Annotated in this window: 10 protein-coding genes; 6 read left to right on the top strand and 4 right to left on the bottom strand. The window is 66.4% G+C overall.

Annotation, left to right across the window (positions count from 1 at the left end; genetic code table 11):
• The first annotated feature begins 118 nt into the window (after positions 1 to 118).
• A complete protein-coding gene (locus ACVKN3_RS11780) occupies positions 119 to 493 on the top strand; it encodes a BON domain-containing protein (protein WP_036136924.1) in 375 nt (124 codons plus the stop codon).
• A gap of 107 nt (positions 494 to 600) precedes the next feature.
• Here ACVKN3_RS11780 and ACVKN3_RS11775 read toward each other — a convergent pair whose 3' ends face one another.
• Positions 601 to 1764, bottom strand: coding sequence for a PilT/PilU family type 4a pilus ATPase (locus ACVKN3_RS11775; RefSeq protein ID WP_036136936.1), 1164 nt, complete (start codon positions 1762 to 1764; stop codon positions 601 to 603).
• Between the two features lie 74 nt (positions 1765 to 1838).
• Positions 1839 to 2876: a type IV pilus twitching motility protein PilT gene (locus ACVKN3_RS11770; protein WP_036136938.1), complete on the bottom strand. Its 1038-nt coding sequence runs from the start codon at positions 2874 to 2876 to the stop codon at positions 1839 to 1841.
• Between the two features lie 116 nt (positions 2877 to 2992).
• On the opposite strand from ACVKN3_RS11770, the gene proC reads away from it, so the two are divergent.
• The 3 genes from proC (at position 2993) to ACVKN3_RS11755 (ending at position 6006) form a co-directional block, all read left to right on the top strand.
• Complete coding sequence (gene proC / locus ACVKN3_RS11765) at positions 2993 to 3817, top strand: pyrroline-5-carboxylate reductase (RefSeq protein ID WP_354515508.1); 825 nt, start codon at positions 2993 to 2995, stop codon at positions 3815 to 3817.
• The gene (locus ACVKN3_RS11760; RefSeq protein ID WP_285404036.1) at positions 3814 to 4389 is read left to right on the top strand and encodes a YggT family protein; all 576 of its coding nucleotides are present in this window, start codon (positions 3814 to 3816) and stop codon (positions 4387 to 4389) included. Before proC ends, ACVKN3_RS11760 begins: the two co-directional genes overlap by 4 nt.
• 99 nt (positions 4390 to 4488) lie before the next feature.
• Positions 4489 to 6006 carry a glycosyltransferase gene (locus tag ACVKN3_RS11755; RefSeq protein ID WP_354515509.1) on the top strand — a complete coding sequence of 506 codons (1518 nt, stop codon included), beginning with the start codon at positions 4489 to 4491 and terminating at the stop codon, positions 6004 to 6006.
• Between the two features lies 1 nt (position 6007).
• On the opposite strand, the gene ACVKN3_RS11750 is transcribed toward ACVKN3_RS11755, so the two are convergent.
• Positions 6008 to 8113, bottom strand: coding sequence for a bifunctional (p)ppGpp synthetase/guanosine-3',5'-bis(diphosphate) 3'-pyrophosphohydrolase (locus tag ACVKN3_RS11750; RefSeq protein ID WP_354515511.1), 2106 nt, complete (start codon positions 8111 to 8113; stop codon positions 6008 to 6010).
• Positions 8110 to 12108: an ATP-dependent RNA helicase HrpA gene (gene hrpA, locus ACVKN3_RS11745; RefSeq protein ID WP_354515513.1), complete on the bottom strand. Its 3999-nt coding sequence runs from the start codon at positions 12106 to 12108 to the stop codon at positions 8110 to 8112. Before hrpA ends, ACVKN3_RS11750 begins: the two co-directional genes overlap by 4 nt.
• 116 nt (positions 12109 to 12224) lie before the next feature.
• Between hrpA and ACVKN3_RS11740 the strand changes: the two genes are divergently transcribed.
• On the top strand, positions 12225 to 12692 hold the full coding sequence (locus tag ACVKN3_RS11740) for a Dps family protein (RefSeq protein ID WP_036136949.1): 468 nt from the start codon (positions 12225 to 12227) through the stop codon (positions 12690 to 12692).
• Positions 12693 to 12852: 160 nt separating this feature from the next.
• Positions 12853 to 15489, top strand: a complete 2637-nt coding sequence (locus ACVKN3_RS11735) for a glycosyltransferase family 2 protein (RefSeq protein ID WP_456991799.1) — start codon at positions 12853 to 12855, stop codon at positions 15487 to 15489.
• Positions 15490 to 15548 lie beyond the last annotated feature (59 nt).

The raw sequence follows: 15548 nt of genomic DNA, 5'->3' as shown, positions 1-15548 counted from the left end.
GCGTTTGCACGCACGAATCGTTCACGGATGCGCTGTTTCCATAGGCCCCGCGACACGGCAGCCACAGTGCGCGGCGCCTTCGCCAGACCCACAACAGATTTCAGATAAGGAGTTCACCATGAACCATTCCAACCTCCGCAAGGCCCTGTTCGCCGCCGCCCTCGTTGCCGGTCTCGGCACGGTCCCGTTCGCCCAGGTGAATGCACAGGACTCCGCGGCCGCCATGAGCAAGGGCGACAACCAGACCGTTGCCGGCAAGGCTGACGACACCTGGATCACCACCAAGGTGAAGTCCGAATTCGCTGCCAACAAGATGGTCAAGGCGACCGATATCTCGGTCAGCACCACCGAAGGCGTCGTTACCCTGACGGGTTCGGTCGCTACTGCCAAGGAAAAGAGCCACGCTGTCGCGATTGCCAAGAAGATCAAGGGCGTGAAGAGCGTGGACGCCAGCGGCGTGACGGTGTCGGCCGCGGCTGCCGCTTCCAACTAAGCGTTGGTGATGGTGGCATGAGAAAGGGAGCCTTTGGGCTCCCTTTTTTTTCGCCCACATCGTGGGCTCCTACACACGCATGCATGCGTGTTGCCAGGTCACGGGATTCAGCGGCTGAGCATGCCGCCGAAGGTCTGCTTGTCGTGCGAGGTGTCGATCTCGACGCCTTCCAGGCCCTGCGACAGGGTGTGCGCATCACCGCCCTGGGCGAGCTTGATCCGCAGGCGCACCTCGTTCGAGCTGTCCGCGTGGCGCAGCGCGTCCTCGTAGGAAATCTCGCCGGCGTGGTACAGCTCCACCAGGCTCTGGTCGAACGTGCGCATGCCCAGCTGGTTGGAGTCGCGCATCAGTTCCTTCAGCTTGTGCACCTCGCCCTGGCGGATATAGTCCTGCGCCAGCGGCGTGCCAAGCAGCACTTCCACCGCGACGCGGCGGGCCTTGCCGTCGGGCGTGGGAATAAGCTGCTGCGCCACGATGCCCTTCAGGTTCAACGACAGGTCCATGAACAGCGCGCTGCGGCGATCCTCCGGGAAGAAATGGAGGATACGGTCCAGCGCCTGGTTGGCGTTGTTGGCGTGCAGGGTGCACAGGCACAGATGCCCGGTTTCCGAGAAGTTGATGGCATGCTCCATCGTCTCGCGGGTACGCACCTCGCCGATCATGATGACGTCGGGCGCCTGGCGCAGCGTGTTCTTCAGCGCGTTCTCCCAGCTATCGGTATCGATGCCGAGCTCGCGCTGGGTGATGATGCAGCCTTCGTGCCTGTGCACGTATTCGATCGGGTCCTCGATCGTGATGATGTGGCCCGTGGAGTTCTGGTTGCGGTAGCCGATCATCGAGGCCATCGAGGTCGACTTGCCCGTACCGGTGCCGCCGACGAAGATGATGATGCCGCGCTTGGTCATCGCCAGCTGCTTGACGATCGGCGGCAGGTTCAACTCTTCCGGCGTGGGAATCTTCGATTCGATCCGGCGCAGCACCATGCCGACGCAGTTGCGTTGGTAGAAACACGATACGCGGAACCGGCCCACGCCCGACGCGCTGATGGCGAACTGGCATTCGTGGGTCTTTTCGAATTCCTGGCGCTGCGCCGGCGTCATCACGTTGAGCACCATGTCGCGCGCCTGCTGCGCGGAAAGCGGGCTCTGCGTGATGGGCACGATGCGGCCCTGCACCTTCATGGAGGGCGCGACGCCGGCGGTGATGAACAGGTCGGAGGCCTGCTTGTGCACCATCAGCTTCAGGAAGGAGGTGAAATCGAAATCGCTCATGACGGTCTGGTCCCCGTGTGCCGGACCGGGCCGGCGCCCCACGGGCGATCATATACCCGGGGCGCGGCGCGCCGTTAGCGGAAGCTTTCCTTGTTCTTGGCGTACATCATGCCTTCCTGGCGGGTGATCAGGCCGCGCTTGACCAGGTCAAGCAGGTTCTGGTCCAGCGTCTGCATGCCGTACTGCTGGCCGGTCTGGATCGCCGAATACATCTGGGCGACCTTGTCCTCGCGGATCAGGTTGCGGATGGCCGGGATGCCGACCATGATCTCGTGGACCGCCACGCGCCCACCGCCCACCTTCTTCAGCAGCGACTGCGAGATCACCGCGCGCAGAGACTCCGAAAGCATCGAGCGGACCATCGGTTTCTCACCGGCGGGGAAAACGTCGATGATGCGGTCGATGGTCTTGGCCGCCGACGAGGTGTGGAGGGTGCCGAACACCAGGTGGCCCGTTTCCGCGGCGGTGAGCGCCAGGCGGATGGTTTCCAGGTCGCGAAGCTCGCCGACCAGAATGTAGTCCGGATCTTCGCGCAACGCCGAGCGCAGCGCCTCGTTGAAGCCGTGGGTGTCGCGGTGCACCTCGCGCTGGTTGACCAGGCACTTCTGCGAGGTATGCACGAATTCGATCGGATCCTCCACGGTGAGGAGGTGGCCGTACTCGTTCTTGTTGATGTGGTCGACCATCGCCGCCAGCGTGGTGGACTTGCCCGAGCCGGTCGGACCGGTGACCAGGATCAGGCCCTGCGGCTGCTCGATCAGCTCGCGGAAGATCTTCGGCGCACCGAGGTCCTCCAGCGTGAGCACCTCGGACGGAATGGTACGGAACACCGCACCGGCGCCCCGGTTGTGGTTGAAGGCGTTGACGCGGAAACGCGCCAGGCCGGGAATCTCGAAGGAGAAGTCGGTCTCCAGGAACTCCTCGTAGTCGCGCCGCTGCTTGTCCGACATGATGTCGTAGATCAGCGAGTGCACCTGCTTGTGTTCCAGCGCGGGAATGTTGATACGCCGAACGTCACCGTCGACGCGGATCATGGGCGGCAGGCCCGCGGAGAGGTGCAGGTCGGAGGCCTTGTTCTTCACGGAGAAGGCAAGGAGTTCGGCGATGTCCATCAGGGTCCCCTTTCTTTGTGGGGCATAGGTAAACACGCCGAGGGGTCGGCGGCAAGGCGCCGCACCGTATATGCTTCCCGGACTGTGAAAACGACCGCGAGCGGAGCGAACACCCCATGAATCGGATCGCCTTCATCGGTGGCGGCAACATGGCCACCGCCCTGATCGCCGGCATGCTGCGCCACGGCGCCCAGCCGGGCGGCATCGCGGTGGCCGAGCCGCGCGCCGAGGCCCTGCAGGAGCTGTCCCGCCAGTACGGCGTTGCCACCTATACCGATAACCTCGACGCCGCGGAGGGTGCATCCATCCTCGTACTGGCGGTCAAGCCGCAGATGATGGCCGAGGTGTGCCGCGGCCTGCGTCCGGCGGTGCAGAAGTACCGGCCGGTGGTCATTTCCATCGCCGCCGGCATCCGCATCGCCCAACTGGAACGTTGGCTCGATGCCGCCCTGCCCGTGGTCCGTTGCATGCCCAATACCCCGGCCATGTTCGGGGCCGGAGCCACCGGGTTGTTCGCCAACGGTCGCGTCAGCGCCCCCCAGCGGGCCGAGGCCCAGCACGTGCTGGACGCCGGCGGCCTCACGGTCTGGGTACCCGACGAAGACCAGCTGGATATCGTCACGGCGCTGTCCGGCTCCGGTCCAGCCTATTTTTTCCTGATGGTCGAGGCGCTGGAAAACGCGGCATTTTCTCAGGGGCTGTCGCGCGAGGCGGCCCGTGCCCTGGCGGCGCAGACCGCCTTTGGCGCCGGCCGCATGCTGGTGGAGTCCGGCGAAAGCGCCGCCACGCTGCGCCAGCGCGTCACCTCGCCCCATGGCACCACCCAGGCCGCGCTGGAAAGCTTCCGTGACGACCATTTCCCTGCCATCGTGGCGCGGGCGGTCGACGCGGCGCGTCGGCGCAGCTTCCAACTTTCCGAAGACATGGAATCGAATACGTGAACTACCTGACCAATGCTGGCGGCCTGCTGCTCGAAGTCGCCTTCGGCGCACTTGTCACGCTCTTCATCCTGCGCATCCTGGCCGAGGCCTTCCGCGCGGATTTCAACAACCCGATCTGCCAGTTCCTCTACCGGTTCACCAATCCCGTACTGCGGCCGCTGCGCAAGGTGCTGCCACCGGTACGCCGGGTCAATACCGGCGCCCTGCTGATCGTGTACCTGCTGGAATGCCTGAAGTGGCTGCTGATCGCCGCCCTGGCCGGCATCGCCCCGAACGTACTCGGCCTGGCGATCGCCGGCCTGGGCGAGACGCTGGATATCTTCCTGCTGACCTGGGTGGTGCTGGTGTTCGCCTGGTCGATCATGAGCATGCTCTCGACCGATCGCTACCACCCGGTGGCGCGGCTGGTGACCAGCCTGGCCGAACCGCTGGTCCGTCCGTTGCGCGGGCGCATGACCATCGGCGGACTGGATTTCTCGCCGACCGTGGTGATCCTCGGGCTGATCCTGGCGCGGATGCTTATCGCGGCGCCGATCAAGGATTGGGGCGTGGCGATGATGATGGGTGCCTGACGCCCGTAAAATCAGCGTTTTACCGAGGTACGCAGGACGCGACGATTCCTAGGCTTTGAAGGCCTGCCCAACCGGGCGGGTCTTCCCAAGGAGATCGTCATGAGCAATATCCTCATCGTCCTGCCCTTCAGCGGCAGGACCTTCGGCGGTGGCCTCGCCGTGTTCAACCAGGAATTCACCCGGGCACTGCTCGCCAGCAGGACCGGCGAACGCCCAAGGCACAGCGTGAAGCTGCTGACCCTCAATCTCACCGATGCCTCGCGCCCGCCGCCGGCCGAGTCGATCAATCCCACGAGTGAGAACCACGGCGGGGCGGAAATCATCTTCCTCAACGACGCCCCGACCAACCTGGTCAATCCCCGTGGTATCGACAGCGAGCGCGAAGGCCTCTACGCGTGGATCAACGATCCGGCCAAACTCCTCGCCAAGGCGGACATCCTGGCGACGAAAATCGGCGGCAAGGACAAGTCATGGGTCCCCGACATCATCATCGGGCATTCCCGGTTTTCCGGACCGGCGGCGATCCTGCTGAAACAGCAGCTGTTCCGCACGGCGAAGGTGAATTACTTCCTCCATTCCTACCCGGTGGAAGGCACAGTCCTGACGGGCTACAACGCCTACCACGAGCAGATCGACACCGCCTCCGCCGCGCGGAAGATCGCGATGGAGGCGGAGTGGATGAAGAAGGCCGACGTCGTCGTGCCTGTGGGGCCGTTCCTGCGCGCAGGCGCGCTGAAGTTGCTCGGCGGCGCCAAGGTACGCGTGCACGAATGCATCGGTGGCACCGATGGCAAGGAGGCACAGGCCACGTTCAACGACCCCGGTCGCGACGGCAGGCGCAAGATCCTCTTCAACGGCCGCGCCAACGCACCGATCAAGGGACTGGAAGACATCCTCCTGGCGGCACAGACCCTGCGCGACGATCCCGCTTGCCCGCCGATCGATATCAGCGTCCGTTTCTGGGAATCCAAGGATTTCTACCCGCCCGCGCAGGACGCACCCAGGACAGCCGGCACGCACGTCGTGGACGTCGCGTACGTGCAGGAGTTCGCCAACGCCATCGTTGGACGCCAAGGTACGTCCGACAAGATCACGGTCACGATCGGGGCGGCCACGAAAGAGATCATGAACGAGGTGCGCGCGTCGCACGGCGTGCTGATGCCCTCATACATCGAGCATTTCGGACTGGTGCCCATCGAAGCTTTGGGTGTGAACGTACCGGTGCTGGTCAACGAGGTGAGCGGTTCGGGCATGTTCCTGGCCGATGCGCATCGCTTCGGCACCGCGGGCGGGCACTGTGTCGTCGCAGACTTCCATAAGCGTGTATCGCCATCGGTACCGGACGATTTCCTGGACCCGGCCCGGGTGCCGTCCCGGGCCTTCGATGCGCGTCCGACGGCCTGGGCCGCGGCCATCAAGGCGTTGGTGCTAAACCTGCCCAACCGTTTCGCCGAAGCGAAGACACTGGGCAACACACTGCGCGAGAACTACACATGGACGCACTGCGCGGAGGGTGTCGTCAACGCGAACCGCGTGGGTTATGCCACCAGCGCCATCACCCAGCAGGGACCGCAAGGCGTGGTGTGGGACCCCACCGGTAACACGATACCGACCTGAGTCAGCGTCCGCCGAGGCGGCGGGCGTCCGTCACGTTGGGCAGCGCGCTCAGCCTGCCCAACACCATCGACAACTGCTCGTAATCCTTCACCCGCAGGGTAAAGCGCATCTCCACTTCGCCGGTGCGCACCTGCACGCGGCTGGACGATGCCACGATATGCGGACCGGTGTTGCTGATGGTGGTGGCGACGTCTTTTTGCAGGCCCTTGCGGTCGTAGCCGCGCAGCTCGATGTCGATCTCGTAGCTCTGCACGTCCACCCTGCCCCAGCTGACGTCGATCACGCGCTCGGGGCTGCGACGGGCCAGCCGTGACAGGCTGGCACAGTCGGCGCGATGCACGGAGACGCCACGACCGCGCGTGATGAAGCCGCGCACCGGGTCGCCCGGCAGCGGCTGGCAGCAGCGCGCCAGGGTGGTCAGCAGGTTGCCCAGGCCTTCGATGGAAAGGGCCCCGCGGTCGTGCTGCGCGGCGCGCGACGCCACCGGATTGGACGACTGCGTGATGCCCGGCTCGGCCGGCTCCTGCTGCGAACGGGCCACCTGGCCCAGGGTCACTTCGCCCAGGGCGATGGTGACATACAGCTCCTCCACCGATTTCAGGCGGAAATGCGTGGCCAGCTTCGCCAGGTCCACGTCGTCCAGGGCCAGGCGGCGCAACTCCTTCTCGAGGCTGAGCTTGCCGGCCACGATGTTGGCCTCGTGTGCTTCACGACGGAACCAGGCGCGCACCTTCTCCTTCGCCCGCGACGTGTGCAGGTAACCGTGGTGCGCCGAGAGCCAGTCGCGGCTGGGCTCGGATACTTTCGTGGTCAGGATCTCGATGCGATCGCCGCTGCGCGGCTGTGTGGTCAGCGGCACGATCCGGCCGTTGAGCTTGGCGCCACGGCAGCGATGACCCACTTCGGTATGGATGTGGTACGCGAAATCCAGCACCGTCGCGCCGCGCGGCATGTCGATCACCTCGCCCTTGGGCGACAGCACGTAGACGCGGTCTTCCATCAGCTCCGTTTCGAAGCCGGCGGCCAGTTCGGCCTCGTCTTCCCCACGGGGCTCCAGCAGCTTGCGCATCCAGGCGATCTTGGCCTCGAACTCCGCATCCGCCCCGCCGCCTTCCTTGTAGCGCCAGTGCGCGGCGACACCCAGTTCGTTGGCGCGGTGCATCTCGTGGGTGCGAATCTGTACTTCCAGGGTCTTGCCCTGCGGACCCAGCACGGCCGTGTGCAGCGAGCGATAGCCGTTGCCCTTGGGCCGCGCCACGTAGTCGTCGAACTCGCCCGGCACATGCGGCCAGAGGCTGTGGACCAGCCCCAGCGCCGCGTAGCAGTCGGCCACGCTGTCGACCAGGATGCGCACGGCGCGGATGTCGTAGAGGTCGGAGAATTCCAGCCCTTTTTTCTTCATCTTCTTCCAAATGGAGAAGATGTGCTTCGGCCGGCCCGCCAGGTCGGCGCGCACGCCGGCGGTATCCAGCGTCTCGCGCAGGGTGGCCAGGCTGGAGGCGATGAAGGTTTCGCGGTCGGTGCGGCGTTCGTCCAGCAGCCGCGCGATGCGACGGTAGGTGTCGGGCTCGAGGTAACGGAAGGCGAGGTCTTCCAGTTCCCATTTCAGCTGCCAGATACCCAGCCGGTTGGCCAGCGGCGCATGGATATCGGCAGTGAGCTGGGCCAGCTCGCGCCGCTCGTGGTCCGGCAGCGCCATGGCGGTGCGCATGGCGGCGAGTTGGCGCGCCAGCAGCACGAACACCACGCGCAGGTCGCGGATGATCGCCAGCAGCAGCCGACGCAGGCCCTCGGCACCGCTGGCGGGCCCGCGCTGCGCATGCAGCGCCCAGACCTTCTCCGCCTCGCCCTGCCCTTCGACCAGCCGGCGCAGGGTCGGCGCCCAGGTCGCCGCCGCCTCGTTCGCCGCCCCCGGCAAGCCGTTGACCAGCGAAAACCACAGGGCCGACGCGCAGGTTTCATCGTCGCATCCCAGCAGCCGCAGCAGCTCGATGACGGTTTCGCCCTCGGCCCGCGCGGCCACGGGCAGCACGGCGCAGGCCTGCCTTGCCTGCTCCGTCAGGGGCATGCCCGGGTCCTTCGCCGCCATGGGCCGTGCGTCGCTCATCGTGATGCCGCCTGCGCGTTGTCCAAAGCCTTGGCCAGCCGTTTGGCCGACACCGGCTCCGCGGTTTTCAGTTCCTGGGCGAACAACGACACGCGCCATTCCTCCAGCAGCCAGCGCAGTTCCCCCCAGGCGTCAGCATCCAGCGCCGTGCCGCCGCCCTGCAGCAGGGCGCGCCAGTACGGCAGCACCTGAAGCATACGCGACTGATCGCGGGCCGGGTCCTGGCGCAGTCGTTCGCCGCGCAGGCGCATGGCCTTGAGGTAACGCGGGATGTGCGACAGCCGCGCGGTGGGCAGTTCGCGCAGGAACCCCGGCTGGAACAGGGCCGCCAGTTGTTCGCGCAGGTCGTCGTAACTGGCCTTGGCAAAGCCCATCAGCGGCGGCTCCATCCAGGGCCTGAGTTCGGCCTGCGCCTCGATGATCGGCTCGGCAAGCTTCTGCCGTGCCATCGCCGCGCCGAACAGCTTCTGCGCGAACTCCGCACGCAACGCCTCGAACGCGGCATGCGTGCGCACATCCAGGCGGCGCCCCTCGAGCAGGTCGGCGAAGCCGCCTTCGACCAGGTCATCGCGCAGGCCATCGATGCTGCCCATGGGGGCGTACTTCAGCGACAGCGGGTTGGCGATGGGCAACTGCCGGCGCGCACGCTTGAACTCGGGCCCCAGGGCCTCGCGCAGCAGCCGTTCCACGCCGCCCGCATGCGCCTCGACGGCTTCGTCGGCACGCTCGAACACGCGCAGCGCCACAGCCTCGCCCAGATCCACCAGCGCCGGGTAGGCCACCAGGCCGGCGTCGGAGCGCACCTCCGCCGGAATCGATTCGAAGTCCCACGTCACGATGTCCTCGCGCGTGAGTTCGATATCCGTCTTGCGCGAGAAGGCCTCGCGCGCCTGGCTTTCCCATTGCGCGCGGATGGCCGTGAGGTCGCGGCCCTCGGCCAGCGTGCGGCCGTTCTCGTCGTGCACGCGGTACCGCATCAGCAGGTGTGGCGGCAGTTCGGCGTCGGCGAAGGCCGCCGCATCGACATCCACGCCAGTGGTCTTCTTCAGGAAATGGGCCAGCGCCGCCGGCAGCGACGCATCGCGTGGGGCCTCGGCTTCCACGAACGCACGGGCGAAATCCGGTGCCGGCACGAAGTTCCGGCGCAGCGCCTTGGGCAACGCGCGGATCAACTCGGCCACCTTGTCGGCCAGCAGGCCGCCGACCAGCCACTCGCCGCGGGCCAGCGGCAGCGCGTTGAGGAAGGCCAGCGGCACGTTGATCGTGACGCCGTCGGCAGGGTCACCGGGGACGAAGCGATATTCGAGCCGGTAGCGGTGCTGGCCGACGTCGATGGTCGCGGGGAACGCCTTGGGATCGAGGCCGCTGCCGGTGTCCATGACATCCGCCAGGGTCCAGCGCAGGGCGGCCTGTTCCCCGGGGGACGCCTTGCGGTACCACGCGTCGAGTGCGCGCACATCGGCGATCTCGGCGGGAAGCTTGCCCTCGAAGAAGGCGGCAAGCGCATCGTCGGATCGCAGCAGGCCCGCGCGCCGTTGCTTGGCCTCGATGTCGTGGGCCTGTTCCAGCACGCGTGCGTTGGCGCGCACGAAGTCGGCACGACTGTCGATATCCGCGCGCACCAAGGCTTCGCGCACGAAGATATCGTGGGCCAGTTTCGGGTCCTGCCGGTGGAAGGTCACCGGACGCCGCTCCACCAGCACCAGGCCGAACAGCGTGACCTGCTCGTAGGCCACCACGGTGCCGCGCTTGCGCGACCAGTGCGCGTCGCGTGCCGTGGCGCGCACCAGATGGCCGGCCTGGGATTCGATCCAGGCCGGATCGACGCGCGCGTTCATCATCGCCCAGATGCGCCCGCCGATATCCAGGATCTGCGCGGCGAAGATCCAGGCCGGCGGCGCCTTGGCCAGCGCGGAGCCCGGAAACACCTGGAAACGGCGCTCGCGCGTGCCGCGGAACACGCCCTTCTCGTCCTTGTGCCCGACCTGGGTGGGCAGGCCGGCCAGCAGGCTGCGGTGCACCGCCTCGAACAGTCCATCGCCAAGTGCATCGCCTGCGGGGGCACCCTTTGGGGCGTCCTTGGCGTCCTTGGCCCTGGTGTCGTCCTTGGCGTCCCTGGTTCGCTTCGTGTCGCCGGGCACGGGCCCGGCGGGCTCCTTGCCCTGCGTACCCCAGTCGATGTCGCGCACCACCAGCACCAGCTGGCGGTGCAGCTCGCGCCATTCGCGCATGCGCATGAAGCTGAGGAAATGCCGCGAACACCAGTCGCGCAGTTTCGACGAGGTCAGTTCCTCGGCGGCGGCGAGGTAGCCGCGCCAGAGGTTGAGCACGCCGACGAAGTCCGACTTGGGGTCGGCGAACTGCGCATGGGCGGCATCGGCCTGCCCGCGCGCCTCGGGCGGACGCTCGCGTGGGTCCTGGATGCTGAGGAAGGCGACGATGGTGGTCAGTTCGGCCAGCGCGCCCAGGCGCCGCGCTTCCACCATCATGCGCGCCAGCTGCACGTCGATCGGCAGCCGCGCCACGGTGCGCCCCGTCGCGGTCAGCCGGCGATCGTCGTCGATGGCACCGATCTCGGCGAGACGACGGTAGCCGTCGGCCACGACGCGCGGGTCCGGCGCCTCGAGGAAGGGAAAATCCTCCACCTCACCCAGGTCCAGCGCCAGCATGCGCAGGATCACGTTGGCCAGCGACGAACGCAGCAGTTCCGGGTCGGTGAACTCCGGCCGCAGGTTGAACTCGGCTTCCTCGTACAGGCGGTAGCAGATGCCGGGGCCCACGCGCCCGCAGCGGCCCTTGCGCTGGTTGGCGGCCGCCTGGGAAATGGGTTCGATGTGCAGGCGTTCCAGCTGGCCGCGCTGACTATAGCGTTTGACCCGCGCCGTGCCCGGGTCCACCACGTAACGGATGCGCGGCACCGTGAGTGAGGTTTCGGCGACGTTGGTCGCCAGCACGATGCGCCGCTTGGGTCCCGGACGGAACACCCGGTCCTGCTCCTGGGCGGACAGCCGCGCGTACAGCGCCAGCACTTCCGTCTCGCGGTACTGCTTGCGCGACAGCAGCAGGTGGGTATCGCGGATCTCGCGTTCGCCAGGCAGGAACACCAGGACGTCGCCGCGGGGGTCTTCGCGGGTAATGTCGTCCATCGCGTCGGCCACCTGCTGGGCGACGTTGCCCTCGCCGCGCTCGCCCGGCGGCCGATAGCGCACTTCCACGGGGAACGTGCGGCCTTCCACCTCCACTACCGGGGCGTTGCCGAAGTGCGCAGCGAAACGCTCCGTATCGATGGTGGCGGAGGTGACGATGATCTTGAGATCGGGGCGGCGCTGGGCCAGCCGGCGCAGGTAACCCAGGAGAAAATCGATGTTGAGGCTGCGCTCGTGGGCCTCGTCGATGATGATCGTGTCGTACGCCGACAGCCAGGGATCGGACTGGGTCTCGGCCAGCAGGATGCCGTCGGTCATGAACTTGACCAGGGCCTGGTCGGACACGCGCTCGGTGAAGCGCACCTGGAAGCCGACCTTGTCGCCCAGCGGCGTCGCCAGCTCCTCGGCCACGCGGGTGGCCACGGACCGGGCGGCCAGGCGCCGCGGCTGGGTGCAGCCGATCATTCCCGCCTCGCCGCGACCGGCGGCCAGGCACAGCTTGGGCAGCTGCGTGGTCTTGCCCGAGCCGGTTTCGCCCGCAAGCACCACCACCTGATTCTCACGGATGAGCTTGATGATGTCTTCCGCCCGCGCGGCGATCGGCAGGGAGGCATCCACCGTGATCGGCGGCTTGGAGGCGGCCCGCGCGGCGCGGCGCTCCCGGGACACGGCGATATCGCCCGCCAGGGCCTCGATGCGGGCGGCGTCGGGCTTGCGGGACAAGGCACGCCAGCGCCCCAGCAGCCGCCCGACATCGCGGCTGCTCACCGCATCGAGCGCATGGCGAAGCTCGCGAAGGCGCGGATGATCGGGCGACGGAGGGCGTGCGGGACGTGTGGGCGTACTCATCGACACCCATGATAGCGTGCGCCTATGGTCCGGATCGGAACGTTTCATTTCACAGCGGTTCCCGGCGGGCGGTAAAATGCCTCATCGCAAACAAAAAAACCAAGGAGAGTCGCAACATGGCCATCGATATCGGCATTGCCAAGAACGATCGTGAAACGGTTGCCGAGCACCTCTCGAAGCTGCTCGCCGATACGTACTCGCTCTACCTGAAGACCCACAATTTCCATTGGAACGTGACCGGACCGCAGTTCAACAGCCTGCATGCCATGTTCGAGGTGCAGTACAACGCCCTGTGGCTGGCCGCCGACGAGGTCGCCGAGCGCATCCGTATCCTCGACGTGTTCGCGCCCGGCTCCTACAGCCAGTTCGGCAAGCTCACCTCGATCAAGGAAGAAGCCGGCGTGCCGGACTGGAAAACCATGGTGGCCCAGCTGGTCGAAGGCCATGAAATCGCCGCCGCCACCTCGCGCGACACCATCCGTGCCGCCGAGACCGTGGGCGACGAAGGCACCGCCGACATGGTCACCGGCCGCCTGAAGGAACACGAGAAAACGGCCTGGATGCTGCGTTCGCTGCTCGCCTGACACCCTGGCGGCCCGCCCTTTCACCCGTGGCGGGCCGCGGTTTCTCTGAGGCCAGCCTGACCGGCTATGCTGCAATGCGTTGAGCCGGTCCCCTTCGTTGGTTAAGCTCCCCCGGTTACCATCTGACTCCACTCGGGGGCCGACCGGTCCGGGGATTGTTTTGAGCGCTGCCACCAAGACCGACCGAAGCCACCCCATCCTTGCCGCGCTGATCCTCGCGGTCCTCGTCGCTGGCCTGAACTTCGGCCTCTGGCTGGTCGCCAACCTGCCCAACGGGCCGAGCGACTGGCACGGGCCCATTCCCGGTTTCGCGTTCACCGCGTACCAGCGCTACCAGAATCCCATGAAGGGCGATTTCTCCACGGATCCGGAGATCGACAGCGACCTGAAGCTGGTGCGGCGTTATTCCCCGCGCATCCGCACCTACTCGATGCTGGAAAACCCCCAGACCATCCGCCTGGCCGCGAAAGAGGGCCTGGATGTCATGGCGGGCGCCAACATCGACACGCGCCTGGAAAACAACGAGCGCGAGATCGAAGCGCTGATCGCCCAGGCCAACCGCTACCCGAAAACGATCTCCCGCGTGATCGTGGGCAACGAGTCGTTGTTCCGCGGCGACATGAAGCCAGCGCAGATCATGGCCTACCTCGACCGGGTGCGCGCCGCGGTGCGCCAGCCGGTGTCGGTGGCCGAGCCGTTCCACGTGTGGATCCAGAATCCCGAACTGGCCGACCACGTCGACTTCATCACCGTCCACCTGTTCCCCTACTGGAACGGCATCGAGGCCCGTGCCGGCGTGGCCGATTCCATCGGCACGCGCAACGCCGACGGCAGCAACGACACCGAGGGCAGCTACCAGGCCCTGCAGAAGGTCTTCCCGGGCAAGCACATCGCCATCGGCGAGATCGGCTGGCCGTCGAATGGCGATCGTTTCAAGTACGCCTACCCCAGCGTGTCCAACGAAGCCATCTTCCTTCGCGAGTTCTTCAACGTCGCCAAGCGCAAGGGCATCGACGACTACTACGTGCTGGAAGCCATCGACCAGCCGTGGAAGGAAAACCTGGGCGAAGGCCGCACCGGCGCGTACTGGGGCATGTTCAACGCCGATCGCCAGCTGAAATTCCCGTTCACCGGCCCGGTCACCGAGGACGTGGGCTGGCCGTGGAAGGCGTTGGCCGCCTCGCTGCTGGCGTTCTTCCCCATGCTCTGGTTCGGCTACCGCTTCAGCCGCTTCAAGCTGATGGGACGCCTGTTCTTCATGGCGCTGGTGCAGCTGGCCTGCGGCCTGATCGTGTGGTCGGCCACCCTGCCCTTCAACTTCTACCTCAGCCCGTTCGACTGGGCGATGCTGATCCTGCTGTTCCCTGCGCAGATCGCCATCCTCAGCATCCTGCTGATCAACGGCTTCGAGTTCACCGAGGTGCTGTGGCGGCGCGAGTGGATTCGCCACGCCGGCATGCTGCCGAAGGACCCGGTGGAGCGGCAGCCCTTCGTGTCCATCCACCTGGCCTGCCACAACGAACCGCCGGAGATGGTCCAGGTCACCCTGGATTCCCTGGCCGCGCTGGACTACGAGAACTACGAAGTGTTGGTGCTGGACAACAACACCAAGGACCCGGCGGTCTGGGAACCGGTCAAGGCCTACTGCGAGCAGCTGGGCGCGCGGTTCCGCTTCTTCCATCTCGAACCGTGGCCCGGCTACAAGGCCGGTGCGCTGAATTTCGGCCTCACCGCCACCGACGAGCGGGCCGACGTGGTCGCGGTGATCGACGCGGACTACGTGGTCCGCGAAGACTGGCTCGCGTCGCTCACGGGCTACTTCCACGACGCCAAGGTGGCCGTGGTGCAGTGCCCGCAGGCCCATCGCGATTTCGAGAACAACCGCTTCCGCCGCATGACGGCCTGGGAATACGACGGCTTCTTCCGCATCGGCATGCACCACCGCAACGAGCGCAACGCCATCATCCAGCACGGCACCATGACCATGGTGCGCCGCTCCGCGCTCGAGGGCACCGGCGGCTGGTCCGAGTGGACCATCTGCGAGGACGCCGAGCTGGGCCTGCGCCTGATGCACGCCGGCTACGAGCTGGTCTATGTCGACGAGCTGATGGGCAAGGGCCTCACCCCTGCCGACTTCAAGGCCTACAAGAGCCAGCGCTACCGCTGGGCCTTCGGTGCCATGCAGATCCTCAAGGGCCGCTGGACCTGGATGACCCGCAAGGGGCCGTTGTCGGCCGGCCAGCGCTTCCACTTCCTCACCGGCTGGTTCAGCTGGTTCGCGGACGCGCTGCATTTCATCTTCACGATGATGGGCCTGTTGTGGACCGCTGGCATGATCTACGCGCCGCAGTACTTCAACCTGCCGATGCAGCTGTTCCTCATTCCGGTTATCGGGTTCTTCTTCGCCAAGGCCATCTTCGGCTTCGTGCTCTATCGCGCGCGTGTTCCGTGTAGCTGGTACGACACGATCATGGCCTCCGTGGCCAGCATGGGCTTGTCGCATGCCATCGCGCGCGGCATCCTGCACGGGCTGACTCGCGAGAAAACCGCGTTCGTGGTGACCGCGAAGAGCCGGCGTATGGGTGGCAGCAGCTTCGCCGCCTTTGCACCGGTGCGCGAGGAAGGCCTGATGGCCATCGCACTACTGTGCGCCGTGATCGGCATGGCGCTGCACTACGGCACGGCATATACGGAAAGCGTGCTCTGGATGTTCATCCTTGCGGCGCAGTCCATTCCGTATGTGTCCGCCCTGGTCGGTGCGTGGATCGCACACCGCGCGGGCGACGAGGCGGGCTGATTCGGCCTCGTTCACCTTTGTGTATCGACCTTACACATCCGGCGCGGTAAGTTAGGCCG

This window comes from Luteibacter sp. PvP120 (assembly GCF_054055715.1).
Note: the sequence above shows the minus strand (reverse complement) of the source record. Positions and strands in the feature narration are given on the sequence as shown.

Bases quoted from the DNA above. Each gene is read 5' to 3' on its own strand.
- ACVKN3_RS11780 (WP_036136924.1), top strand. From the start codon at position 119: ATGAACCATTCCAACCTCCGCAAGGCCCTGTTCGCCGCCGCCCTCGTT.
- ACVKN3_RS11775 (WP_036136936.1), bottom strand. From the start codon at position 1,764: ATGAGCGATTTCGATTTCACCTCCTTCCTGAAGCTGATGGTGCACAAG.
- ACVKN3_RS11770 (WP_036136938.1), bottom strand. From the start codon at position 2,876: ATGGACATCGCCGAACTCCTTGCCTTCTCCGTGAAGAACAAGGCCTCC.
- proC (WP_354515508.1), top strand. From the start codon at position 2,993: ATGAATCGGATCGCCTTCATCGGTGGCGGCAACATGGCCACCGCCCTG.
- ACVKN3_RS11755 (WP_354515509.1), top strand. From the start codon at position 4,489: ATGAGCAATATCCTCATCGTCCTGCCCTTCAGCGGCAGGACCTTCGGC.
- ACVKN3_RS11750 (WP_354515511.1), bottom strand. From the start codon at position 8,113: ATGAGCGACGCACGGCCCATGGCGGCGAAGGACCCGGGCATGCCCCTG.
- hrpA (WP_354515513.1), bottom strand. From the start codon at position 12,108: ATGAGTACGCCCACACGTCCCGCACGCCCTCCGTCGCCCGATCATCCG.
- ACVKN3_RS11740 (WP_036136949.1), top strand. From the start codon at position 12,225: ATGGCCATCGATATCGGCATTGCCAAGAACGATCGTGAAACGGTTGCC.